Source organism: Streptomyces sp. NPDC001135 (assembly GCF_053598395.1).
On record NZ_JBSFKD010000013.1, the window covers coordinates 1 to 25,716 of the forward strand.

General features: G+C 72.6%; 5 protein-coding genes. 1 reads left to right on the forward strand and 4 read right to left on the reverse strand.

The genetic code is table 11. The features are described 5' to 3' along the window. From ACWC94_RS17710 to ACWC94_RS17725, 4 genes are all read right to left on the reverse strand, one after another. On the reverse strand, positions 1 to 21,700 hold a 21,700-nt coding region (locus tag ACWC94_RS17710; protein ID WP_450797482.1), incomplete at its 3' end, for a type I polyketide synthase. 802 nt (positions 21,701 to 22,502) lie between these two features. Beyond that, positions 22,503 to 22,844 carry a hypothetical protein gene (locus ACWC94_RS17715; RefSeq protein ID WP_450797484.1) on the reverse strand — a complete coding sequence of 114 codons (342 nt, stop codon included), beginning with the start codon at positions 22,842 to 22,844 and terminating at the stop codon, positions 22,503 to 22,505. Positions 22,845 to 23,014: 170 nt separating this feature from the next. Beyond that, positions 23,015 to 23,314 (reverse strand): hypothetical protein, encoded by a 300-nt coding sequence (locus ACWC94_RS17720; protein WP_450797485.1) that lies wholly within the window; start codon positions 23,312 to 23,314, stop codon positions 23,015 to 23,017. Between the two features lie 283 nt (positions 23,315 to 23,597). After that, positions 23,598 to 23,819, reverse strand: a complete 222-nt coding sequence (locus ACWC94_RS17725; protein WP_450797486.1) for a hypothetical protein — start codon at positions 23,817 to 23,819, stop codon at positions 23,598 to 23,600. Positions 23,820 to 24,040: 221 nt separating this feature from the next. Between ACWC94_RS17725 and ACWC94_RS17730 the strand changes: the two genes are divergently transcribed. Continuing rightward, positions 24,041 to 25,255, forward strand: coding sequence for a beta-ketoacyl-[acyl-carrier-protein] synthase family protein (locus tag ACWC94_RS17730; protein WP_450797488.1), 1,215 nt, complete (start codon positions 24,041 to 24,043; stop codon positions 25,253 to 25,255). Positions 25,256 to 25,716 lie beyond the last annotated feature (461 nt).

Genomic DNA, 25,716 nt, shown 5'->3' on the forward strand with positions numbered 1-25,716 from the left:
CCAACCACCACCGCACCAACGCCAACACCTCACTCGTGGTGCCGTGCACACGGCCGGCGGTCTCCGTACCGGAACCCGCCGGGCACGGAACGACCGTGACCACCGCGACATCGGGAAGAGTCGGCTCGGCGGACAGAGCTGCCAGGTCCGCGTAGCTCCGTACGTCGAGCCCGGCGGCGTCGGGCTCCGTGAGGGCCGCGGGCTGCCATGCGAGGCCGAACAGGGCGTCGTCGGCACGCCTGCCGGAGCCGCCCGCCGCGAGCAGTTGCTCACGCGACACCGGTCGCAGCGACAGCGATCCGACCGTCGCCACCAGACCACCCGAGGTGTCGGCCACGGTCAGCGACACCGCGTCGGTACCCGTGCGAGAGATCCTGACCCGCAGCGCCGTCGCCCCCACGGCACGCACACCCACTTCGGACCAGGCGAAGGGCAGCAGCGGCCCGTCCGCGACGGGGACGAGGCCGCCCGCGCCGATCGCGTGGAGCGCCGCGTCCAGCAGCGCCGGATGAACGGCGAACCCGCCCGCCTCCGTGCCCTCGGGGAGTGCGACCTCGGCGAGGACGTCGTCCCCGCTGCGCCACACCGACCCCAGGCCGCGGAAGACCGGGCCGTAGTCCAGGCCGAGTCCGTCCAGGCCCTCGTAGAAGCCGGTCAGGTCGACGGCCTCCGCACCCGCCGGCGGCCACGCGCCGAGGTCCGCGCCGTGCGGCGGCTCGGGCAGCGCGTCCGTCAGGTAGCCGACCGCATGCCGCACCCACGACGCGTCGTCCGGGGCATCCTCCCGTCGCGAGTGCACGCTCAGCGCGCGCCTGCCCGGCTCCTCCTCGGCCCCGACCCACACCTGCACGGCCACACCGCCGCGGTCCGGGACGATCAGCGGTGCTTCCAGTGTCAGGTCCTCGACCTGTGCGCAACCGGCCTCGTCGCCCGCACGCACCGCCAGCTCCACGAGCGCGGTACCCGGCAGCAGCACGCTGTCCATGACCGTGTGGTCGGCGAGCCAGGGGTGCGTCCTGAGCGAGAGCCGCCCGGTGACCAGGAACCCGCCGGCGCCGGGCAGCGCGACCGCCGCACCGGCCAACGGGTGCTCCGCCGCACCCAGCCCGAGTCCGGTGGCGGCGGCCCTGCCGGTGAACTCCTCGGGCGCTTCCAGCCAGTAGCGCTCGTACTGGAAGGCGTAGGTCGGCAGGTCGACGCGCCGGGCCCCAGGGAAGAGGGCCCGCCAGTCCGGGGATACGCCATGGGTGTGCAGTTCGGCGAGCGCGGTGACGACGGCCTGCGGCTCGGGTCGGTCGGTCCGTACGACGGGGACGGTGACGATGTCCGTGCCGTCGTCGAAGCAGCCCTGGGCGAGCGCGCTCAGCACGCCGCCCGGGCCGACCTCGACGAAGGTCGTCACGCCCAGGCCGTGCAGGGTCTGGACGCCGTCGGCGAACCGGACCGCTTCACGCACGTGCCGCACCCAGTACTCGGGAGTGTACGGCTCGGCCAGCCGGCCGGTGAGGTTCGAGACCACCGGGATCCGCGGCTCCTCGAAGGCCAGCCCGCTGACGACCTGCGCGAACTCCTCCAGCATCGGGTCCATCAGCGGCGAGTGGAACGCGTGACTGACCTTCAGACGGGACGTCTTACGACCCCGACCGGCGAAGACCTCGCCGATCACGGTGACCGTGTCCCCAGCGCCGGAGACCACAACCGACTGAGGCCCGTTGACCGCCGCTATACCAACCCCGTCGGTCAGGTACGGCAGGACCTCCTCTTCGGCGGCCTGCACCGCCACCATCGCCCCACCCACGGGCAGGGCCTGCATCAGCGCGGCACGCGCCGACACCAGCTTCGCCGCATCCCCCAGCGACAACACACCCGCCACATGCGCGGCAGCGATCTCACCCACCGAGTGACCGGCCACGTAGTCCGGCCGCACACCCCACGACTCCAGCAACCGGAACAACGCCACCTCGACCGCGAACAACGCGGGCTGGGCCGAACCCGTCTGGTGAAGCGATTCCGCGTCGACGTCGACCGGCGCGTCCAGACGCGCACACACCTCGTCGTACGCGGCAGCGAACACCGGGTACGCCTCATACAGTTCGCGGCCCATGCCGATCCGCTGCGAGCCCTGACCCGAGAAGAGGAACCCGACCTTGCCGCCGGTGCCCGGTTCGCCCAGGACGACCCGGGTGGACGGGGATCCTGCGGCCAGCGCGCGGAGTCCTTCCAGGAGTTCGTCCCGGTTCTCCCCCACCACGGCGGCCCGGTGCTCCATGGCCGAGCGTGCGGTGGCGAGCGAGAAGCCGATGTCGGCCGGGTACAGGTCCGTGTCCGCGGCCAGGGACAGCAGGCGCTCCGCCTGTGCCCGCAGCGCCGCGTCCGTCCTGCCCGACAGCACCCACGGCACGACCGCGCCGGAGTCGGGCGCGGGCGGCAAGTCCGCCGAAGCGGGCGCCTGCTCGACGATCACGTGGGCGTTGGTGCCGCTGATACCGAAGGACGACACGGCGGCTCGGCGCGGCTCGTCGCTCGCAGGCCACTCCACGGCCTCGGTCAGCAACCGGACGTCACCGGCCGACCAGTCCACGTGCGGCGTCGGCTCGTCCACATGCAACGTCCGCGGCAGCACACCGTGCCGCATCGCCATCACCATCTTGATCACACCACCGACACCCGCAGCCGCCTGCGCGTGACCGATGTTCGACTTCAGCGAACCCAGCCACAACGGCCGGCCCTCCGACCGCTCCCGGCCATACGTGGCCAGCAACGCCTGCGCCTCGATCGGGTCACCCAGCCTCGTCCCCGTACCATGCGCCTCCACCACATCGACCTGACCCGAGGACACACCGGCGTTCGCCAATGCCTGCCGGATCACCCGCTGCTGCGAAGGCCCGTTCGGAGCCGTCAGACCGTTCGACGCACCATCCTGGTTCACCGCCGTACCCCGCACCACCGCCAGCACCCGGTGCCCGAGGCGCCGCGCGTCGGACAACCGCTCCACCAGCAGCATGCCCGCACCCTCGGCCCAGCCCGTACCGTCCGCCCCGGCAGCGAACGCCTTGCACCGGCCGTCCGCCGACAGACCACGCTGACGACTGAACTCCACGAACGTCGAGGGAGTCGCCATGACGGTGACACCGCCGACCAGCGCCATCGAGCACTCGCCGCTGCGCAGCGCCTGCGTCGCCAGGTGCAGCGCCACCAGCGAGGACGAACACGCCGTGTCGACCGTGACCGCCGGACCCTCGAGCCCGAACGTGTACGAGACCCGGCCGGAGGCGATGCTGCCCGCGCTGCCGCTGCCCAGGTAGGCGTCCATGCCCTCCGGAGCCGTCGTCACGCGGCCGCCGTAGTCGTGGTACATCACACCGGCGAAGACACCGGTCCTGCTGCCCCGCACCGTCGCCGGGTCGATCCCCGCCCGCTCGAACGCCTCCCACGACGTCTCCAGCAGCAACCGCTGCTGCGGATCCATCGCCAGCGCCTCACGCGGCGAGATCCCGAAGAAGGCGGGGTCGAACTCGGCGGCCTCGTGGAGGAAACCGCCGTGGCGCACGTAGGACTTGCCGGAGCGGTCCGGATCCGGGTCGTAGAGGTTCTCCACGTCCCAGCCACGGTCCTCGGGGAAGCCCGAGATCGCGTCGCCGCCGGAGTCGACCAGGCGCCACAGGTCTTCGGGCGACCGTACGTCACCGGGGAACCGGCAGGCCATGCCCACGATCGCGATCGGCTCGTCCGTCCCGGTCACCGCGGCGACCGCGGCCTCGGACCGCTCCTGGACGCCCAGCGTCTCGGCCAGCAGGAACCGGGAGAGCGCGACGGGTGTGGGGTGGTCGAAGACCATGGTCGCGGGGAGCCGCAGCCCGGTCGTCGCGTTCAGCCGGTTACGGAGTTCCACCGAGGTGAGCGAGTCGAATCCGGCCTCCTGGAACGCGTGTTCCGGTTGGACGGCCTGGGCCGAGGCGTGGCCGAGCACGGCGGCGACCTCGGTGCGCACCAGGTCCAGCACCACCTGCTCGCGCTCGGCCTCCGGCAGCCCGGCCAGCCGCTGACCCAGCGATCCCTTGGGCGCGGTCCGCGCCGCGCGCCGCGCGGTGCCCCGTGTGGGGCCGCGCAGCCCTCGCAGGACCGGCGGCACCGTGCCCTGCAACCCTCCCAGATCCAGCCGCAGCGGGGCGACGGCGGCCAGGTCCAGGGCCAGTGCCGCGTCGAACAGCCGCAGTCCCTCGTCGGGGGCGATCGGGGCCAGGCCTGCCCGCCTGAGCCGGGTGAGGTCCGCCCGGTCGAGCCGGTCGGCCATGCCGCTGCCCTCCTCCCACAGGCCCCACGCCAGCGACGTGGCGGTGAGGCCCTGGGCGCGGCGGGCTTCCGCGAAGGCGTCGAGGAAGGTGTTCGCCGCCGCGTAGTTGCCCTGTCCCGCGCTGCCCAGGATGCCGGACACCGAGGAGAAGACGACGAACGCCGACAGGTCGCTCGTCAGCTCGTGGAGGTTGAGCACGGCGTCGACCTTCGGGCGCAGCACCTTCTCCATGCGCTCCGGGGTGAGCGAGGCGATCACGCCGTCGTCGAGGACGCCGGCCGTGTGCACCACGGCCGTCACCGGTGTGCCGGACAGCACCTCGGCGAGGGCGTCCCGGTCGGCCGCGTCGCAAGCCGCCCAGCGCACCTCCGCGCCCCGGGCGGCGAGGTCGGCCTCCAGCTCGACCGCACCGGGGGCCTCCGCGCCGCGCCGGCTGAGCAGCAGCAGGCTGCGTACGCCGTGTTCGGCGACCAGGTGCCGTGCGACAAGCCCGCCCAGCGCCCCGGAGGCACCGGTCACGAGGACGGTGCCGGTGCCGAAGTCCGGGGTGCCGGTGGCGGTCCCGGTGGCCTTCACCAGGCGCGGGACGAACACCTCCCCGTCACGGACCGCGAACTGCGACTCACCGGAAGCGAGCGCGGCGGGCAGCACACGAACCACCGCCTCCGCCTCCGTCTTCTCGGCCTCCACCAGCACCATCCGGTCCGGGTTCTCCGACTGCGCAGACCGTACGAGCCCCCACACCGCGGCATGGGCCAGATCCCCCGGACGCGTCACCAACGCCAGACGCCCCACACGCTCCTCCGCCAACCACCACCGCACCAACGCCAACACCTCACTCGTGGTGCCGTGCACACGGCCGGCGGTCTCCGTACCGGAACCCGCCGGGCACGGAACGACCACGACGTCCGGTGTCCCTTCCGACTCCCGCAGTGCGTCGAAGTCCGTGACGGTCTCGATCGTCAGCGCGTCGGTGGCGGAGGGCGGAGTGAACGGCGTCCACTCCAGCGCGAACAGCTGATCGCCACCACCGGCACCGCGCAACTGCTCCGCCGAGACGGCCCGCAACGACAGCGACTCGACCGAGGCCACCGGGTCACCGGCGCCATCGGCCACGGCCAGCGTCACCGAACCGGTGGCCGTCCGCGACAGCTTCACCCGCACCATCGCCGCACCGGCCGCCCGCGCGACGACGCCGGACCACGCGAACGGCAGGGCCGGGCCATCGGCCGGCGACACCAGCCCACCGGCGGCCAGTGCGTGCAGGGCGGCGTCCAGAAGCGCCGGGTGCAGGGCGAACGCCGCCGCCTCGGCAGCGGGCTCCTCCGGCAGCTCGACCTCGGCGAAGACGTCGTCCCCGCCGCGCCACACCGATCGCAGGCCCTGGAAGGCCGGACCGTAGTCCAGACCGGCGGCAGCCATGCCCTCGTAGAACCCGGTCAGGTCGACGGCCTCCGCACCCGCCGGTGGCCACGCGCCGAGGTCCGCAGGAGACGGTGCCTCTGCCGAGGAGAGCACACCCGTCGCGTGCCGCAGCCACGCGCCGCCGTCGACGCGCGAGTGCACGCTCAGCTGCCGCCGGCCTGACTCGTCGTCCGGGCCGACCGCCACCTGAAGGGTGACGCCACCGCGCTCGGGCACGACCAGGGGAAGCTCAAGGGTGAGGTCTTCGATCCATCCGCACCCCGTCTCGTCGCCCGCCCGGACCGCCAACTCGACGAACGCGGTGCCGGGCAGCAGAACGGTCCCGTTCACAGCGTGGTCGGCGAGCCACGGGTGGGTTTCGAGGGAGAGCAGCCCGGTGAGCAGGGCCCCGTCGCTGTCGGCGGTCGCAATCGCGGCACCGAGCAGCGGATGGTCCGCCGCCCCCAGACCGGCGGCCCGGATGTCGCCGGACGCCTGGGGAACGTCGAGCCAGTAGCGCTCGCGCTGGAAGGCGTAGGTCGGCAGGTCGACGCGCCGGGCCCCCGGGAGGAACGCCTGCCAGTCGGGCGTAACGCCGTGGGTGTGCAGCTGCCCGATCGCGGCGGTGATCGCGTACGGCTCGGGGCGGTCGGCGCGCAGGACGGGGACGGTGACGATGTCCGTGCCGTCGTCGAAGCAGCCCTGGGCGAGCGCGCTCAGCACGCCGCCCGGGCCGACCTCGACGAAGGTCGTCACGCCCAGGCCGTGCAGGGTCTGGACGCCGTCGGCGAACCGGACCGCTTCACGCACGTGCCGCACCCAGTACTCGGGGGTGTACGGCTCGGCCAGCCCGCCGGTGAGGTTCGAGACCACCGGGATCCGCGGCTCCTCGAAGGCCAGACCACTGACGACCTGCGCGAACTCCGCCAGCATCGGATCCATCAACGGCGAGTGGAACGCATGGCTGACCTTCAGACGGGACGTCTTACGACCCTGAGCAGCGAACACCTCGGCAACCGCCAGGACCGCGTCCTGAGCACCGGAAACGACCACGGACCGCGGGCCGTTGACCGCGGCGATACCAACCCCGTCGGTCAGGTGCGGCAGCACCTCGTCCTCGCTCGCCTGGACCGCCACCATCGCCCCGCCCGCAGGCAGGGCCTGCATCAGCGCGGCACGCGCCGACACCAGCTTCGCCGCATCCCCCAGCGACAACACACCCGCCACATGCGCGGCAGCGATCTCACCCACCGAATGACCCGCCACGTAATCCGGCCGCACACCCCACGACTCCAGCAACCGGAACAACGCCACCTCGACCGCGAACAACGCGGGCTGCGCCGAACCCGTCTGGTGAAGCGATTCCGCATCGACGTCGACCGGCGCGTCCAGACGCGCACACACCTCGTCGTACGCCACAGCGAACACCGGATAGGACGCGTACAGCTCACGCCCCATCCCCAGCCGCTGCGAACCCTGACCCGAGAACAAGAACCCGACCTTGCCCCCGACGGCACCGCCCACCGGAGCAGCGCCGGAGGCAAGTGCCGCCAGCCCCTGCCGCAGCTCCGCAATGTCCGCGCCCACCACCGCCGCACGGCGCTCCAGCACCGCACGCGACGTCGCCAGCGAGAACGCCACGTCCTCCGGCCGAATCACAGCACCCTCCACGCCCTCGACGCCGTCGGCGTCCAGGAAGGACAGCAGCCGGACCGCCTGCTCCCGCAGCGCCGCATCACTCTTCGCCGACACCACCCACGGCACGACCGCACCCGAGGCCGAAGCCGGGGAGCCCTCCGCCACGCCGGGCGCCTGCTCGACGATCACGTGGGCGTTGGTGCCGCTTACGCCGAAGGACGACACGGCGGCTCGGCGCGGCTCGTCGCTCGCAGGCCACTCCACGGCCTCGGTCAGCAACCGGACGTCACCGGCCGACCAGTCCACGTGCGGCGTCGGCTCGTCCACATGCAAGGTCCGCGGCAGCACACCGTGCCGCATCGCCATCACCATCTTGATCACACCACCGACACCCGCAGCCGCCTGCGCGTGACCGATGTTCGACTTCAGCGAACCCAGCCACAACGGCCGGCCCTCCGACCGCTCCCGGCCATACGTGGCCAGCAACGCCTGCGCCTCGATCGGGTCACCCAGCCTCGTCCCCGTACCATGCGCCTCCACCACATCGACCTGACCCGAGGACACACCGGCGTTCGCCAGCGCCTGCCGGATCACCCGCTGCTGCGAAGGCCCGTTCGGAGCCGTCAGACCGTTCGACGCACCATCCTGGTTCACCGCCGTACCCCGCACCACCGCCAGCACCCGGTGCCCGAGGCGCCGCGCGTCGGACAACCGCTCCACCAGCAGCATGCCCGCACCCTCGGCCCAGCCCGTACCGTCCGCCCCGGCAGCGAACGCCTTGCACCGGCCGTCCGCCGACAGACCACGCTGACGACTGAACTCCACGAACACGGACGGGCCTGCCATCACCGTGACGCCACCGACGAGGGCCATCGAGCACTCGCCGCTGCGCAGGGCCTGCGTCGCCAGGTGCAGCGCCACCAGCGAGGACGAGCACGCCGTGTCGACCGTGACCGCCGGACCCTCGAGCCCGAACGTGTACGAAACGCGCCCCGAAGCGACGCTGCCCGCGCTGCCGTTGACGAGGTAGCCCTCCAGCCCTGCCGGCGAGGTGTGCACGCGCCCGCCGTAGTCGTGGTACATCACACCGGCGAAGACACCGGTCCTGCTGCCCCGCACCGTCGCCGGGTCGATCCCCGCCCGCTCGAACGCCTCCCACGACGTCTCCAGCAGCAACCGCTGCTGCGGATCCATCGCCAGCGCCTCACGCGGCGAGATCCCGAAGAACTCGGCGTCGAAGTCCGCCGCGTCGTGGAGGAACCCGCCCTCTCGGGTGTAGCTGGTGCCCCACTGGTCGGGGTCCGGGTGGTAGAGCTTCTCCACGTCCCAGCCGCGGTCCTCGGGGAAGCCCGACACGGCGTCGCGCCCGGAGAACACCAGCTGCCACAGGTCTTCGGGCGACTGCACGCCGCCGGGGTAGCGGCAGGCCATGCCCACGATCGCGATGGGCTCGTCCGCCGTTCCGGTGGCCGTGGAGAGGGTCGCCGGCACGGCTGCCGCCGCCTCGCCGGAGCCTGCGGCCTCGGCGGTGAGGAAGCGGGCGAGGGTGAGCGGGGTCGGGTAGTCGAAGATCAGGGTGGCGGGCAGGCGCATGCCGACGGCCGAGTTGAGCCGGTTGCGCAGTTCGACGGCGGTCAGCGAGTCGAACCCGATGTCCTTGAACGAGTCGTCCGCACCGACCGACTGTGCGCCTGCGTGCCCGAGCACGGCGGCGACCTCGGTACGCACCAGGTCCAGCACCACCTGCTCGCGCTCGGCCTCCGGCAGCCCGGCCAGCCGCTGACCCAGCGATCCCTGCGGCGCGGTCCGCGCCGCGCGCCGCGCCGGCGCGACCCGCACCAGTGCGCGCAGGACCGAGGGGACGGGCTGCCCCTGTCCGTCGCGGAAGGCGGACGTGTCGAGCCGGATCGGGGTGAGTGCTGCCCGGTCGGTGGCCAGTGCCGCGTCGAACATCCGCAGGCCGTCCGCCGACGGGATCGCGGCGAGGCCCATGCGCTTGATGCGCGTGAGATCGGTGTGGTCGAGCCTGCCGGTCATGGCGCTGTCGCTGTCCTGCGCCCACAGGCCCCAGGCCAGGGACGTGGCCCGCAGGCCCGCGGCACGGCGGTGCTCGGCGAGGGCGTCGAGGAAGGTGTTCGCAGCGGCGTAGTTCCCCTGGCCCGGCGTGCCGAGGGTGCCCGCCGCCGAGGAGAAGAGCACGAACGCGGACAGGTCGCCGGACAGTTCATCCGCCAGGTCGTGCAGGTTCAGCGCCGCGTCCACCTTCGGGCGGAACACGGCGTCCAGCCGCTCGGGGGTCAGCGAGCCGATGATTCCGTCGTCCAGGACGCCGGCGGTGTGGATGATCGCGGACAGGCTCTGCCCGGGCCCGGTCAGGAGTGCGCGGACGGCGTCGCGGTCGGCCACATCGCACGCGGCCCAGGTGACGTCGGCGCCCTGCGCGGTCAGCTCGGCGGCGAGCTCGGTCGCGCCGGGTGCGTCCCCGCCGCGGCGGCTGACGAGCAGCAGGCTGCGGACGCCGTGCTCGGCGACCAGGTGCCGGGCGAACAGCCCGCCCAGCCCGCCCGACGCGCCGGTGAGCAGGACGGTTCCGGAGCCGAGGCCGGGGAGCTGCGGCTCGGCGCCGGGCGCGGCGACGCGGACCAGCCTCGGCACCCGGACCTCGCCGCCCGCGTGTACCGCGGCCTGCGGCTCACCCGATGCGATCAGGCCGGGCAGCACCTGGCCAAGACCGGCGTCGCCGTCGGCATTGGCATGGGCATCGGTGGACGTCTCGACGAGCACGATGCGGTCGGGGTTCTCGGTCTGCGCCGAGCGCACCAGTCCGCGGACCGCCGCCTGGGCGAGATCTCCGGTACGCGTCACCAGCACCAGGCGCGCCGGGCGCTCCTCGGCCAGCCACCACTGCAGCAGCTCCAGCACGGCGTGGGTGACCTCACGGACCCGGGTGGCCAGGTCCGCGCCGGCCCCGGTCGGGCAGGGGACGACCACGGCATCGGCGACGGCACTGGTATCGGCTCCGGCTTCGGCTTCGGTGCCGGCCGGCGAGTCAGCGGCCCGAAGGGCGGCGAGGTCCTCGTACGTCTCGATCCGCACGCCGGTCGGCGCCGACGGCAGGCCGACCGGCGTCCACTCCAGGCCGAAGACCGCGTCGTCGCTGCCGGAACCGGCGCGCAACTGGTCGGCGGGCACCGGGCGCAGTGTCAGCGAGTCGACCTGCGCGACCGGCTCACCGGTGCCGTCGGCCAGCACCAGCGACACCGTGGAGGTGCCGGTGCCGGCGCGCGAGACCTTCACCCGCAGGCCGGAGGCTCCGGCAGCCGCCAGGCGCACGCCGCTCCAGGCGAACGGCAGCAGTCCGTTCCCCGTCCCGGCCTCGGGCTCGACCGCGCCCAGCCAGACGGTGTGCAGGGCGGCGTCGAACAGGGCGGGGTGCAGGCCGTACGCGCCCGCGTCCGTCTTCTCCGCGCCGGGCAGCTCCACCTCGGCGAAAAAGTCGTCCCCGCTCCGCCACGCGGCGCGCAGCCCCTGGAAGACGGGGCCGTAGTCGAGCGCCATGTCGGCGAGGCGGTCGTAGAATCCGTCGACGTCGACCGGCTCCGCACCCACGGGCGGCCACACGTCGAGCGAGCCGCCCACGGAGCGTCCCGTGGCAACGGTCAGTGAGCCGGAGGCGTGCCGGACCCATGGCCGCTCGGAGTCGTCCTCGTGGGCGTACGCGTCTCCGTCGTCGTTCCGCGAGTGCACGGTCAGCGACCTGCGGCCCGAGCCGTCGTCGGCGCCGACGCGCACCTGCAGGGCGACACCGCCGCGTTCGGGCACGAGCAGCGGTGTCTCCAGCGTCAGTTCTTCCAGCAGGTCGCAGCCCACGGCGTCGGCAGCGGTGATCGCCAGCTCGACGAACGCGGTTCCCGGCAGGAGCGCGACCCCGCTGACGGCGTGGTCCACCAGCCACGGGTGCGTGTGCGTCGAGAGCCGCCCGGTGAGCAGGTGTCCGTCGCCGTCGGCCAGCGGCACGGCGGCGCCGAGGAGGGGATGACCGGCCTCGCCCTGTCCCACCGCGCGCATGTCACCGGCGGAGGCGGGGGCGTCGAGCCAGTAGCGCTCGCGCTGGAAGGCGTACGTGGGCAGGTCGACGCGCCGGGCGCCCGGGAAGAAGGCGTGCCAGTCCACTTCGGCGCCGTTGACGTGCAGTTGGGCGTACGCGGTGGTGAGCGCCTGTGGTTCGGGGCGGTCGGCTCGGAGTACGGGGACGGTGACGACGTCGTCGACACAGCCCTGTGCCATGCCGCTCAGCACACCGCCGGGGCCGATCTCCACGAACGTGGTCACACCCAGCTCGTGCAGGGTCCGCACACCGTCGGCGAACCGCACCGCTTCACGCACGTGCCGCACCCAGTACTCGGGAGTGTACGGCTCGGCCAGCCGGCCGGTGAGGTTCGAGACCACCGGGATCCGCGGCTCCTCGAAGGCCAGACCACTGACGACCTGCGCGAACTCCGCCAGCATCGGATCCATCAACGGCGAGTGGAACGCATGGCTGACCTTCAGACGGGACGTCTTACGACCCCGACCGGCGAAGACCTCACCGATCACGGTGACCGCGTCCTCAGCGCCGGAGACCACAACCGACTGAGGCCCGTTGACCGCAGCGATACCGACCCCGTCGGTCAGGTACGGCAGGACTTCCTCTTCGGCGGCCTGCACCGCCACCATCGCCCCACCCGCGGGCAGGGCCTGCATCAGCGCGGCACGCGCCGACACCAGCTTCGCCGCATCCCCCAGCGACAACACACCCGCCACATGCGCGGCAGCGATCTCACCCACCGAATGACCGGCCACGTAATCCGGCCGCACACCCCACGACTCCAGCACCCGGAACAACGCCACCTCGACCGCGAACAACGCGGGCTGCGCCGAACCCGTCTGGTGAAGCGCTTCCGCATCGACGTCGACCGGCACGTCCAGACGCGCACACACCTCGTCGTACGCCACAGCGAACACCGGATAGGACGCGTACAGCTCACGCCCCATCCCCAGCCGCTGCGAACCCTGACCCGAGAACAGGAACCCGACCTTGCCCGCCGGGTGAGCGCGCCCGGCGACGACGTTCGCCGCCGGTTCGCCTGCCGCGAGGGCCTCCAGTCCCGCCCGCAGCTCCGCCGGGTCGGTGCCGATCACCGCGGCGCGGTGCTCCAGCGCCGACCGCGTCGTGGCCGACGAGAATCCGGCGTCGACGGGCGACACGTCCTCGGTCGCGAAGGCCGCCAGACGCTCCGCCTGGGCCCGCAGCGCCACCTCACTCCTTGCCGACAGCACCCACGGCACGGGCACCGGGCGGTGTTCCGGGGCAGGCTCGGCCACGGCCGTGGCGGGCGCCTCCTCGATGATCGTGTGTGCGTTGGTCCCGCCGATGCCGAAGGACGACACCGCGGCCCGGCGGGGCCCGGCGGTCCCGGGCCATGGCACCGGCTCGGTCAGCAGCCGTACGGCGCCCGCAGACCAGTCCACGTGCGCGGTCGGCTCGTCCACATGGAGCGTCTGCGGCAGCACGCCGTGCCGCATCGCCAGCACCATCTTCATCACACCGGCCACGCCCGCCGCGGCCTGCGTGTGACCGATGTTGGACTTGACCGAGCCCAGCCACACCGGCCGGTCGTCGGAGTGTTCCTGCCCGTATGTGGCGAGGAGGGCCTGCGCCTCGATCGGGTCTCCGAGCCTGGTGCCCGTGCCGTGGGCCTCGACGGCGTCCACGTCGGCCGGCGTGAGCCCGGCGGACGCCAGCGCCTGCCGGATCACCCGCTGCTGCGAGGGGCCGTTGGGCGCGGTCAGACCGTTGGACGCGCCGTCCTGGTTCACCGCACTGCCGCGGACCACCGCCAGCACCTGGTGCCCGTTCCGACGGGCGTCGGACAGCCGTTCCACCAGCAGCAGGCCGACGCCTTCGCCCCAGCCCGTGCCGTCGGCACCGGCGGCGAACGCCTTGCACCGGCCGTCCGCCGACAGGCCGCGCTGCCGGCTGAACTCCACGAACAGGTCCGGCGTGGTCATGACCGTGACGCCCCCGACCAGGGCCATCGAGCACTCACCGCTCCGCAGTGCCTGCGCGGCGAGGTGGAGGGCCACGAGCGACGACGAGCACGCCGTGTCGACCGTGACGGCAGGGCCCTCAAGACCGAACGTGTAGGAGATGCGTCCGGAGACGACCGAGGCCGCCTTGCCGGTGAGCGCGTACCCCTCGATCTCCTCGGGCGCGTTGCGCAGCCCGTTGGCGTAGTCCTGGCCGTTGGTGCCGATGAAGACACCGGTGCGGGTGGCGCGGACGGACGCGGGGGCGATGCCGGCCCGCTCGAAGGCCTCCCACGCGGTCTCCAGCAGCAGCCGCTGCTGCGGGTCCATGGCCAGCGCCTCACGCGGCGAGATCCCGAAGAGACCGGCGTCGAAGTCCGCCGCGTCGTGGAGGAAGCCGCCCTCGCGCGCGTACGTCTTGCCGGGCCGGTCGGGGTCGGGGTCGTAGAGCGCGTCGATGTCCCAGCCGCGGTCGGTGGGGAAGCCGGACATCGCGTCCCGGCCGGAGCTGAGCAGTTCCCACAGGTCCTCCGGCGACTGGACGCCACCGGGGAAGCGGCAGCTCATGCTGACGATCGCGAGGGGCTCGTCGGCCGCGGCGGCCGTCGCCTGCGCGGCGACCGCCTCCAGGCCGTGCCGGCCGAGGAGTTCCTCGCCCAGATGACGGGCGAGGGCGCTGGGGGTCGGGTGGTCGAAGGCCAGGGTGGTGGGCAGCTTGAGGCCGGTGGCCGTGCTGAGCCGATGGCGCAGCTCGACGGCGGTGAGCGAGTCGAAGCCGGTCTCGCGGAACGTCCGGTCGGCTTCGAAGGCGCCCCTGCCCGTGTGGCCGAGCACCGTGGCGGCCTGCTCACGGACCAGGTCCAGCAGGATGCGGCCCTGCTCCGCCGGTGTGGCACCCAGGAGGCGCCGGCCCAGGGCGGACGCGGGCACTTCGGCGCTCTGCGCGGCCTGGGCACGCGCTTCGAGGGCGTTGCGGGCCTCGGGCACGCCGAGCAGCAGCGGGCAGGGGCGCGTACCGGCGAAGGCCGGGACGAAGCGGTCCCAGTCCACGTCCGCGACGGTCACGGAGGTCTCGCCGTGGGTCAGCGCGCCGTGCAGCACAAAGAGCGCGGGAAGGGCCGCGAGCGCCCGTACGCCGCGCCGCCGCAGATGGTCACCGGCCGCGCCGTCGGCCATGCCTCCGTCCGCCCAGGATCCCCACGCGACGGCCAGAGCGGGCAGGCCCTGCGCCCGGCGCTGCTCGGCGAGGGCGTCGAGGAAGGCGTTCGCGGCACCGTAGGCGCCCTGGCCGCCGTTGCCCCAGACACCGGTCATCGAGGAGAAGAGCACGAAGGCGTCGAGGTCCTGGTGGTCCCGGGTGAGCTCGTGCAGGTGGAGCGCTGCGTCCACCTTGGGGCGCAGCACGTGGTCGAGGCGCTCGGGCGTGAGTGATTCGACCAGGCCGTCGTCGAGTACGCCTGCGGTGTGCACCACGGCGTTCACGGTGTGCCGGCCGAACAACTCGGCGAGCGCGTCGCGGTCGGCCGCATCGCACGCGGCGACGGTGACCTGGGCGCCCAACTCCTCCAGTTCCGCCTTTAGTTCAGCGGCGCCCGGGGCGTCGGGGCCCCGGCGGCTGGTGAGCACCAGGTGCTCGGCACCGGCACCGGCGAGCCAGCGGGCCACGTGGCCGCCCAGCGCACCCGTACCGCCGGTCACGAGCACGGTGCCGCGCGGCGACCAGGGTGCGTCCGCCGGTGCCGCGCTCTGCGGCGCGCGCACGAGGCGGCGGCCGGACACGCCGGAGGCGCGTACGGCGAGCTGGTCCTCGTCGGCCTGGGCCAGCACACCGGCCAGGCGCTCCAGCGCGCGGGAGTCGAGCTCGGCGGGCAGGTCGACGAGCCCGCCCCAGCGCTGCGGCTGTTCCAGGGCGACGATCCTGCCCAGGCCCCAGAGCCGGGCGCAGAAGGGGTCGGTCAGCGGGTCCGCCGTGCCGGTCGACACCGCGCCGCTGGTCAGACACCACAGCGGAGCCTCGATCCCGGCGTCGCCGAGGGCCTGGACGAGCAGGACGAGCCGCTGGAGGGCGTCCGTCCCCGCTTCTTGCCGTGCTGCGGCGAACAGGATGCCGTCGGCCTGCTCGTGCCCGGCGTCGGCGAAGGCCCGGGCGAGCGCGTCGCGGTCAGTGTCCTCGCCCACGGCGAACGGTACGAGTGTGACGCCGAGTTCCGTGAGTCCGGTGCGGATCGCCTCGGTCCACGCGGTCTCCTCGGAGGCCATGTAGAGCCAGGTGCCCGACGGAGCGGCCCCGACCGTGTCACCGAGCGGCTGCCAGGTGATCCGGTAGCGCCAGCCGTCGGCGGTGGACTGCTCGCGCCGCTGTCGGCGCCAGGCGGACAGCTTGGGTGCGACCACGTCCAGTTCGGCGGCCTCCAGTCCCAGGAGCGCACCGAGAGACGTCCGGTCCCCGCTTTCGACGGAGTCCCAGAACTCGGCGTCCATCGCCCCGCCGGCAGTCGCCACCTGAGGCGCGTCGAGCCAGTAGCGCTCGCGCTGGAAGGCGTAGGTCGGCAGGTCGACACGCCGGGCGCCGGGGAACAGCGCCTGCCAGTCGGGCGCGATGCCGTGGGTGTGCAGCTGCCCGATCGCGGTGGTGATCGCGTACGGCTCGGGGCGGTCGGCGCGCAGGGCGGGAACGGTGACGATGTCCGTGCCGTCGTCGAAGCAGCCCTGGGCGAGGGCGCTCAGCACGCCGCCCGGGCCGACCTCGACGAAGGTCGTCACGCCCAGGCCGTGCAGGGTCTGGACGCCGTCGGCGAACCGCACCGCCTCACGGACGTGCCGCACCCAGTACTCGGGGGTGTACGGCTCGGCCAGCCCGCCGGTGAGGTTCGAGACCACCGGGATCCGCGGCTCCTCGAAGGCCAGACCACTGACGACCTGCGCGAACTCCGCCAGCATCGGATCCATCAACGGCGAATGGAACGCATGGCTGACCTTCAGACGGGACGTCTTACGACCCTGAGCAGCGAACACCTCGGCAACCGCCAGGACCGCGTCCTGAGCACCGGAAACGACCACGGACCGCGGGCCGTTGACCGCGGCGATACCAACCCCGTCGGTCAGGTACGGCAGCACCTCGTCCTCGCTCGCCTGGACCGCCACCATCGCCCCACCCGCGGGCAGGGCCTGCATCAGCGCGGCACGCGCCGACACCAGCTTCGCCGCATCCTCCAGCGACAACACACCCGCCACATGCGCGGCAGCGATCTCACCCACCGAATGACCCGCCACGTAATCCGGCCGCACACCCCACGACTCCAGCAACCGGAACAACGCCACCTCGACCGCGAACAACGCGGGCTGCGCCGAACCCGTCTGGTGAAGCGATTCCGCATCGACGTCGACCGGCGCGTCCAGACGCGCACACACCTCGTCGTACGCATCCGCGAACACCGGATAGGACGCGTACAGCTCACGCCCCATCCCCAGCCGCTGCGAACCCTGACCCGAGAACAAGAACCCGACCTTGCCCCCGACGGCACCGCCCACCGGAGCAGCGCCGGAGGCAAGTGCCGCCAGCCCCTGGCGGAACTCCCCGAGCTCCTCCCCCACCACCGCCGCACGGCGCTCCAGCACCGCACGCGACGTCGCCAGCGAGAACGCCACGTCCTCCGGCCGAATCACAGCACCCTCCACGCCCTCGACGCCGTCGGCGCCCTCGGCGTCCAGGAAGGACAGCAGCCGGACCGCCTGCTCCCGCAGCGCCGCATCGCTCTTCGCCGACAGCACCCACGGGACCGGTCCCGGGGCGGTCGTCCCGCGGGCGGGCTCTTCGCTCGTCGCGGCCTGCTCGACGATGACGTGCGCGTTGGTGCCGCTGATACCGAAGGAGGACACCGCTGCCCGGCGCGGCAGGTCGCCCGCGGGCCACTCCACCGCCTCGGTCAGCAGGCGTACGCCGCTTTCCGACCAGTCCACGTGCGGGGTCGGCTCGTCCACGTGCAGGGTCCGCGGCAGCACCCCGTGCCGCATCGCCATGACCATCTTGATCACCCCGGCCACGCCCGCCGCGGCCTGCGTGTGACCGATGTTCGACTTCAGCGAGCCCAGCCACAGCGGCCGGTCGTCGTCCCGTCCCCGGCCGTAGGCGGCGATGAGGGCTTCCGCCTCGATCGGGTCGCCGAGCCGCGTGCCCGTACCGTGGGCCTCCACGGCGTCGACGTCCCCGGGCGCGAGTCCGGCGGCCGCCAGGGCCTGCCGGATGACGCGCTGCTGGGAGGGGCCGTTGGGCGCCGTGAGTCCGTTCGACGCGCCGTCCTGGTTGACCGCGCTGCCCCGTACGACGGCCAGCACCTGGTGGCCGTTGCGCCGGGCGTCGCTGAGCCGCTCCACGAGGAGCATGCCGACGCCCTCGGCCCAGCCCGTGCCGTCCGCGCCGGCCGCGAACGCCTTGCACCGGCCGTCCGCCGACAGGCCGCGCTGTCGGCTGAACTCCACGAACATGCCGGGCGTGGACATCACGGTGACGCCGCCGGCCAGGGCCATCGTGCACTCGCCGCTCCGCAGTGACTGGACGGCCAGGTGCAGGGCGACCAGGGACGACGAGCAGGCCGTGTCCACCGTGACGGCGGGACCTTCGAGACCGAACGAGTAGGCCACGCGGCCCGAGGCGACGCTGGTCGTCGTGCCGGTCAGCAGGTAGCCCTCGACGCCGTCGACCGGCTCGTGCAGCCGGGGTCCGTAGTCCTGTGCCGTCGCGCCGATGAACACGCCCGCCCGGCTCCCGCGGAGCGTGGCCGGGTCGATGCCGGCCCGCTCGAACGCCTCCCACGCGGTCTCCAGGACCAGCCGCTGCTGCGGGTCGATCGCGGCGGCCTCGCGAGGGCTGATGCCGAAGAAGGCGGCGTCGAACTCGGCCGCCTCGTGCAGGAAGCCGCCGTGCCGCGTGGAGGACTTGCCGGGTGTGCCGGGCTCCGGGTCGTAGAGCGCTTCGACGTCCCAGCCGCGGTCCGTCGGGAATCCGGAGATGGCGTCGCCGCCGGAGGCGAGCAGCCGCCACAGGTCCTCGGGGGAGCTGACGCCGCCGGGCAGGCGGCAGCTCATGGCCACGATGGCGATGGGTTCGTCGGGGTCGGCCGCCGTCGCGGGCGCGGAGGCCGCCGTGTCCTCGCCGCGCAGGGACCGGGCGGCGAGGTGGCGGGCGAGCGCGGCGGGGGTCGGGTGGTCGAACAGCAGCCCGCTGGGCAGGCGCAGGCCGGTGGCTTCGCTGAGCTGGTTGCGCAGTTCCACCGAGCTGAGCGAGTCGAAGCCGAGGTCCTTGAACGTCCACTCGGTCTCGACCTGGCGGGCTTCGGCGTGGCCCAGTACGGCGGCGATGTGTGCGCGGACCAGGTCGAGTACGGCCTCGTCGCGTTCGGGCTCGGGCAGTCCGGCCAGCCTCCGGCCCAGGGCTCCGACGGGTGTGCTGTCGGTCTCGGCGACGGCGTCCGGCTGCGGGGTCTCAGGGGCCCAGCCGGTGGTGACGACGGGCGATGTGGTGTCGCCGTCCAGCCAGTACCGCTGCCGTTCGAACGCGTAGGTGGGGAGCGCGAGCTTGCGGTGTGTGCCTCGGCCGCCGCCGAACAGGGCGTTCCAGTCCGGCTCCACGCCGTGGACGTGCAGCGAGGCGACCGCCGCCAGCAGGGCCTGCGCCTCGGGACGACGGGCGCGCAGGGCGGGGACGAACAGGGACTCGCCGTCAGCGCCTGCGCGGGCCATGGAGGTGAGCACGCCGCCGGGGCCGAGCTCCAGGTACGTGCGGACGCCCTGCTCGTCGAGGCGGGCGACGCCGTCGGCGAAGCGGACCGCCTCGCGCACGTGGCGGACCCAGTACGCGGCCGTGCGCCCTTCGTACCCCGAGGGCTCCTCGGACAGCCGGCCCGTCACGTTGGACACGATCGGGATGCGCGGGGCGTGGAAGGTCAGGCCCTCGGCCACGTCGCGGAACTCCGCCAGCATGGGTTCCATCAGCGGGGAGTGGAAGGCGTGGCTGACCCGCAGTCGGCTGGTCTTGCGGCCCTGGGCGGCGAAGGCCGCGGCGATCTCGGTGGCGAGGTCCTCGTCGCCGGAGACGACGACGGAGTCCGGTCCGTTCAGCGCGGCGATGCTCACGCGGTCGCCGCGGTCGCCGATGCGGGCGCGGACCTCGTCCTCCGTGGCCTGGACGGCGATCATGGCGCCCCCGGCGGGCAGCGCCTGCATCAGGCGGCCACGCGCGGCCACGAGGGCGCAGGCGTCGGCGAGCGAGAGGACGCCGGCCACGTGCGCGGCGGCGAGTTCGCCGATGGAGTGGCCCATGAGCACGCCGGGGGTGATGCCCCAGCTCTCCAGCAGCCGGAACAGGGCGACCTCGACGGCGAACAGCGAGGTCTGCGTGTAGAGGGTCCGGTCGAGTTCAGCCGCTTCCTCGGTGCCTTCGGAAGCGAACATGACCTCGCGCAGCGGTCGCGGCAGCAAGGGGTCGAGGTGTGCGCACACCTCGTCCAGCGCGGCGGCGAACGCCGGGAAGGCCGCGGCCAGTTCGCGGCCCATGCCGGCCCGCTGGCTGCCCTGGCCCGAGAAGAGGAAGGCGAGCTCGCCGCGCGGGCCCGTGCGGCCCGTGGTCAGTGCGGCGTCGATGCCGCCGGTGGACAGTTCGCGCAGGGCACGCAGGAAGTCGTCGCGGGTCTCGCCCACGACGACGGCCCGGTGTTCGAAGGCGGTACGGCCGGTGGCCAGGGACCATCCGACGTCGGGCAGGGCGGGACCGGGGTGCGCCTCGGCGTGTGCGAGCAGGGCGGCGGCCTGGGCGCGCAGCCCGGATGCGGTCTTGGCGGACAGCGGCCACAAGGTCGGGGCCGCGTCCGCAGCCGCGCCCGTACCCGCTGCCGTATCCGCCTCCGCCGCCCGGCCCGTACCCGCTTCCGCGGCGGTGTCCGCCGTCGTCGCCCGGTGTTCCGCCAGCACGATGTGGCAGTTGGTGCCGCCCATGCCGAACGAGCTGACGCCGGCCAGCAGCGGGCGGCCGTCCTCGGCGGCCCATTCGCTGTGCTCGGTCTGCACCCGCAGGTTCAGCCGGTCAAGCGGGATCGCCGGGTTCGGCGTCTCGAAGTTGAGGCTGGCGGGCAGTTCGCGGTGGCTGAGCGACAGGGCGGCCTTCAGCAGGCCGGTGATGCCGGCGGCGCCCTCCAGGTGGCCGACGTTGGTCTTGGCCGAGCCGACCCGCACAGGGCGGCCGGGCTCGCGTGCCGTGCCGAGCACCGCGCCGAGCGCGGCTGCCTCGACGGGGTCGCCGACCTTCGTTCCGGTGCCGTGCAACTCCACGTAGCCAACGTGCGCGGGGTCGATCCCGGCCTGTTCGTAGGCGAGCCGGAGCACCTGTTCCTGCCCGGACTGCAGCGGCACGGTCAGCCCGTCGCCGCCACCGTCGTTGTTGACCGCACTGCCGCGGATCACGCAGTAGACGGGGTCGCCGTCCGCGACGGCCCGGGCGAGAGGTTTGAGGACGACGATGCCGCCGCCCTCGCCGCGGACGTAGCCGTTCGCGCGGGCGTCGAAGGTGAAGCAGCGGCCGTCGGGGGACAGTCCGCCGAACTTGGCGGCGCCCAGGGTGCTCTCGGGGACGATGTTGAGGTTCACGCCGCCCGCGAGGGCGATCGTCGATTCGCCCTTGCGGAGGCTCTCGCAGGCCAGGTGGACCGAGACCAGGGAAGAGGACTGGCCGGAGTCCACGGTCAGGCTGGGGCCGTTCAGACCGAGGAAGTACGAGACCCGGTTGGCGATGATGCTGCGGTGCAGGCCGGTGACGGTGTGCGGGGAGATGGCGGTGAGTCCGGAGCGGTGGTGCAGGGTCGCGTAGTCGTCCCAGATGGCGCCGACGAACACTCCGGTGCGGGTGGAGCGCAGCGTCTCGGCGCGCACGTGCGCGTCCTCCAGCGCTTCCCAGGCCAGCTCCAGCGCGAGCCGCTGCTGCGGGTCCATGGCGGCGGCCTCCTTGGGGGAGAGACCGAAGAACCCGGCGTCGAAGTGGCCGACGCGGTCGAGGAATCCGCCGCGGCGGATGTCGGTCCTGCCGGGTGCGGACGGGTCGGCGTCAGCCACCGCGGCCCCGTCCCACCGGTCCGGGGGGACGTCGGTGATCGCGTCCACGCCCTCGCTGAGCAGCCGCCAGAAGGCGGCCGGGTCGGCGGCCCCCGGCAGTCGGCACGCCAGGCCGATGACAGCTATGCCATCGGCCGAGTCCGCCGAAGCCGAACCGGCCCGACTCCCCGTTCCGTTGAGCTCGGACTCGACCATGTGCACTCCACCCACCCACACAGAGAATGAAAAGGCACCGCACCATGGCGGCCACGGCACAGGCGCTGGGCACGACCGGGCGGCAACACGTTGCGGTGTGACCCCAGTTTCGGTCCCAAGGCCGCCCTCCGCCGCTGCAGCGGATCAGGTCTAGGGGAATCCCCAATGGTCGGTGACTCCTCATTCGTACTGGTCAAAGCCGCGTGACCGCGGTACGCCAGCAGACGGAGTACCTTCCCGGTGTCGCACTCGCCGAAGAAGCCGGGCTCCCCCTTGAGGCACGAGAAAGGGCGCCTGACCAGGGCAAACGCCCGGCAGACGCCCTTTCCTGGCTGCCAGCTGTTCCGGGGCGGCTCGTGGGTGTCGGTGAGAGACGTGCCGGTGAGAGACGCTGTCGCCGGCAGGCTGCCGTCCACCCCGCGCGCCGCGGTCGCCGGCGCGGCGCCGGTGAGGCGCAGCCGCGATGTGGTCCAGCCTCGCTCTCCCAGGAGTTGGCGCTCTGCCGTGCCCGGCTCCCCGGCCACGAATCGGGGTGGTGCGCCAGAGCGATGTCGCCACTTCTCGGTGCCCCCGTGGTCGACGCCACTGCCGAAGGACCAGGTGCGTTCGACGGTCACGGCGCCGCCGAAGGCGCTGGCGTCCACGCCGTCTCCGGAGTGGCCGTACACTCGGAATCCTTCGATCCGGTCGCCTGCGCCGGAACCGTCCTGAGATCGGTGTCGTCGCCGTCGGGGGCGACGTAGTAGCCGCGTCCCCGAGGTCCCGGCGCCGGGCGTGTGGCGCGGCGCCGGGACCGTGTGGGCTACTTGCCGAGGACGAGGGTGTTGTCGCACCCCAGGCGTGAGCCGACGTTGGTGTTCTGCGCACCGGGTGACCCCTTGCCGTTGGGCGCGTTGCCCTCCCGGCCGTTCTCGAATCCGGACTCGCCCTGTACGTCGACGTTCTCTTCGGCCGTCGTGCATGAGGTGCTCTGGCTGATGAGGACCGTCTCGCTCTCTCGACCCTGGTCCTTGTGGCTGCTCCCGTGCCCCTTCTTGTGCCCGTGCCCCTGCCCGTGGGCGTAGGCGGTGCCGGTGCCGGTTCCGAGGAAGCCGACGGTGGCGAGGAGGAGGGCCACGACAGCGGTCTTGCGAGTCTTGCGCATGTCTTCTCCGAGCGTTGAAGCGGACGCGTGCGCGTTCCGCCACGTCATAAGGTGACGAGAGGTTAATGCGGAAATGCCCGAGATCTTCTCGTCGGCACGCCGGATCGTCCGATCAACGAGCACGGGTGTCGGCCCGGGTACCAGTCCAAGTTCCGTGTGCGGACAAGGCATCACGCGGCCGAACGCGGGCGTCGGCGCTCCGCGCAGAACCACCCGTGTGGCGGCGTCATGAACCCGAGGAGGTGTGGGCTATTCGGCGCTGAACCGGGGATACCGACGAAACTCCCGTACGGCGTCACCGAGTTCGTCTCGCGACGGCACATCTCGACGGCGCCCGCTTGGTCGGTGACCCGGGCCGATCGCCGTGACACGACTCCCCGCCCGGGCCGCGGGTCGACGATGCCGTCGGCGGCATCGGCGTCGAGAACGCTCTTTACTGCCTCGTCGAGCGCCATCAGCTTCTCCAGCATGACGTGGTGGCCCAGTTCCGTGCGTACGGGCGCGCGTTCGAGGTGCAGGCGGTGCCGCGCGCAGAGGACCTTCGCCCGGCCGGATGCGCCCGGCCGGGACGGAACCCGGGCAACCGGGCCATGGAAAAGCGTGCTTATATGCCAACGGCCAGTTCGGTCGCACGCGGACGTGGCCGTTCACCACCACAGCGGGAGGTGTGACAGCCCCCACGAGGCACGCCGACCGGCCAGGAGGCGGCGCAGCTCGCACCTGCGCGCAGCCGCGGCTTCGATGACCGCGGATTCAGGCTGGGGTTGTGCGTGCCACACCATCCAGATCGAGAACAACGTACTCCACGTCACCCTGCGCGGAGGCACGGGAACGCAACTGCCGCACCGCACACAGACCCTCGCCCCAGTCCCACACCGGCGCACCGCCCCGTTCCAGCTCGGCCCGCAACGCGGGGAAGTACCTTTCGAACACCTCGGCGCCGAGGCCTCGATCAGGGGTGGTGGTGCTGGGCATCAGGGCGCGCACGGAGTCTTCCGGGATCCCCCCGTGACTGGACCGGCCTCTCCTTCACGACCTTCCTGATCACACCCGACCCCTCGCAAGTTGTTGGAATACGACAATCTCTCGCTTGCGAATCGGTCGACACCTGCCCTGAACTCCCTTCTGAACGCTGGCATGATCCATAAAGGCCGGTCAGACACCATGTAGTACCTACACAATTCAAGGAGGCTCGTGTGACCCGTAACGGTCGTGTGCTGGTGACGGGCGTCGGTGCGATGACGCCGCTGGGAGCCGATGCGCCGTCGTCGTGGTCGGGACTGCTGGACGGCAAGTCGGGGGTACGTTTCCTGGAGGAGGAGTGGGCCGCGGACCTGCCCGTGCACGTTGCGGCCGGACTCACGGTGGACCCCGCCTCCCTGCTTCCGAGGGCCGAGGCCAGGAAGCTGGACCGCGGTGAGCAGGTCGCCCTCCTCAGTGCGCGTGAGGCTTGGCAGGACGCAGGTGCTCCGCAGGTCGAGCCGGAACGATTCGCCGTCGTGATCGGTACGGGGACCGGAGGTGTCCTCACCACACTGGGGCAGGACGACGTCTTCGAACGCGCCGGGATACGCCGGTTGTCGCCGTTCGCGGTCCCCATGCTGATGCCCAACGGGCCGGCTGCTCAGGTGAGCATGGACCTGGGCGCGAAGGGAGGTGCCAGGACTCCGGTGAGTGCCTGCGCGTCCGGGGCAGAGGCACTCGCCCTGGGGCAGGATCTGATCCGCAGTGGGCGGGCGGACGTGGTCCTGGCAGGTGGGGTGGAGGCATGCCTGCACCCCTTCACCATCGCGGCATTCGCCCAGATGAAGGCCCTGTCGACGCAGTCCGCCGACCCGGAGACCGTGTCTCGCCCGTTCGACGCCAAGCGGTCCGGGTTCGTCATGGGCGAGGGCGCCGGGATGATGGTGCTCGAACGCGCCGAGTTCGCCCGGGCCCGTGGAGCACGTGCCTACGGCGCGCTGGCCGGCAGTGCCGTGGGTTCGAGCGCGAACCACATCACGGCCTCCGACGTGGAAGGCCAGGCCTTCGCCATGGAACTGGCGCTGCGCGACGCCGGCCTGGCCCCGGCGGACATCGGGGTCGTGCACGCCCACGCCACCTCGACGGAGTCCGGTGACCTGGCGGAAGCCGAAGCGATCGGCCGGGTGATCGGCAGCCGTGCTGCCGTGACGGCGACGAAGTCGATGACCGGTCACATGATGGGCGCGTCCGGAACGGTGGGCGCTCTGGCCGCTCTGTTCGCGCTCAGGGACGGCACGGTGCCGGCCACGCGTAACCTCGACGAACTCGACCCGCGTGTGGAACTGGACGTGGTGCACGGTGAGCCGCGCACTGGTCAGTGGTCTGCCGCGCTGGCCAACTCGTTCGGGTTCGGCGGCCACAACGTCAGCCTCGTCTTCACCAGGTGACGACGAGCCCTTGACCGTCACGCCGGGCGCGCCATGGACCCCCGGGCCCGAGCGCCGCCCACTCGTCACGCCGTGTCGTTGCTCAGACCGGCCTGGCCATCAGGCCGGTCACGACATCACGAGTGCAACCTCAGTACCCGGGCCGCCGCCTCACCCGGCCCCGGTCTCAGCCTGCCGTTGGGGCAGTTCACGAGTGAAGGGGAATCGCAGAGGCGAACCACGCGTAGAACTCCTGGTCGGTGTCAAGGCGTTGGCTGAACTCCGCGTAGCCGATGTGAAGGAGGTTCACCGCCCCACGGTTGTCCTCTCGATTCCCCAAGTCCAAGAACTGGCCCCGTCACCGAATGATCTCCACCCCGGGCGAGCGCCGCGGTCTGGCGCTCCGACTCCGCGGCGAGGAGTGCCTGCCGACGGCCGGCACGTGCGCTGATGACCACGCTTACCAGAGCCACAGCCCCCGA

Coding starts and splice junctions, on each gene's coding strand:
- ACWC94_RS17720 (WP_450797485.1), bottom strand. CDS start 23,314: ATGCTGGAGAAGCTGATGGCGCTCGACGAGGCAGTAAAGAGCGTTCTC.
- ACWC94_RS17725 (WP_450797486.1), bottom strand. CDS start 23,819: ATGCCCAGCACCACCACCCCTGATCGAGGCCTCGGCGCCGAGGTGTTC.
- ACWC94_RS17715 (WP_450797484.1), bottom strand. CDS start 22,844: ATGCGCAAGACTCGCAAGACCGCTGTCGTGGCCCTCCTCCTCGCCACC.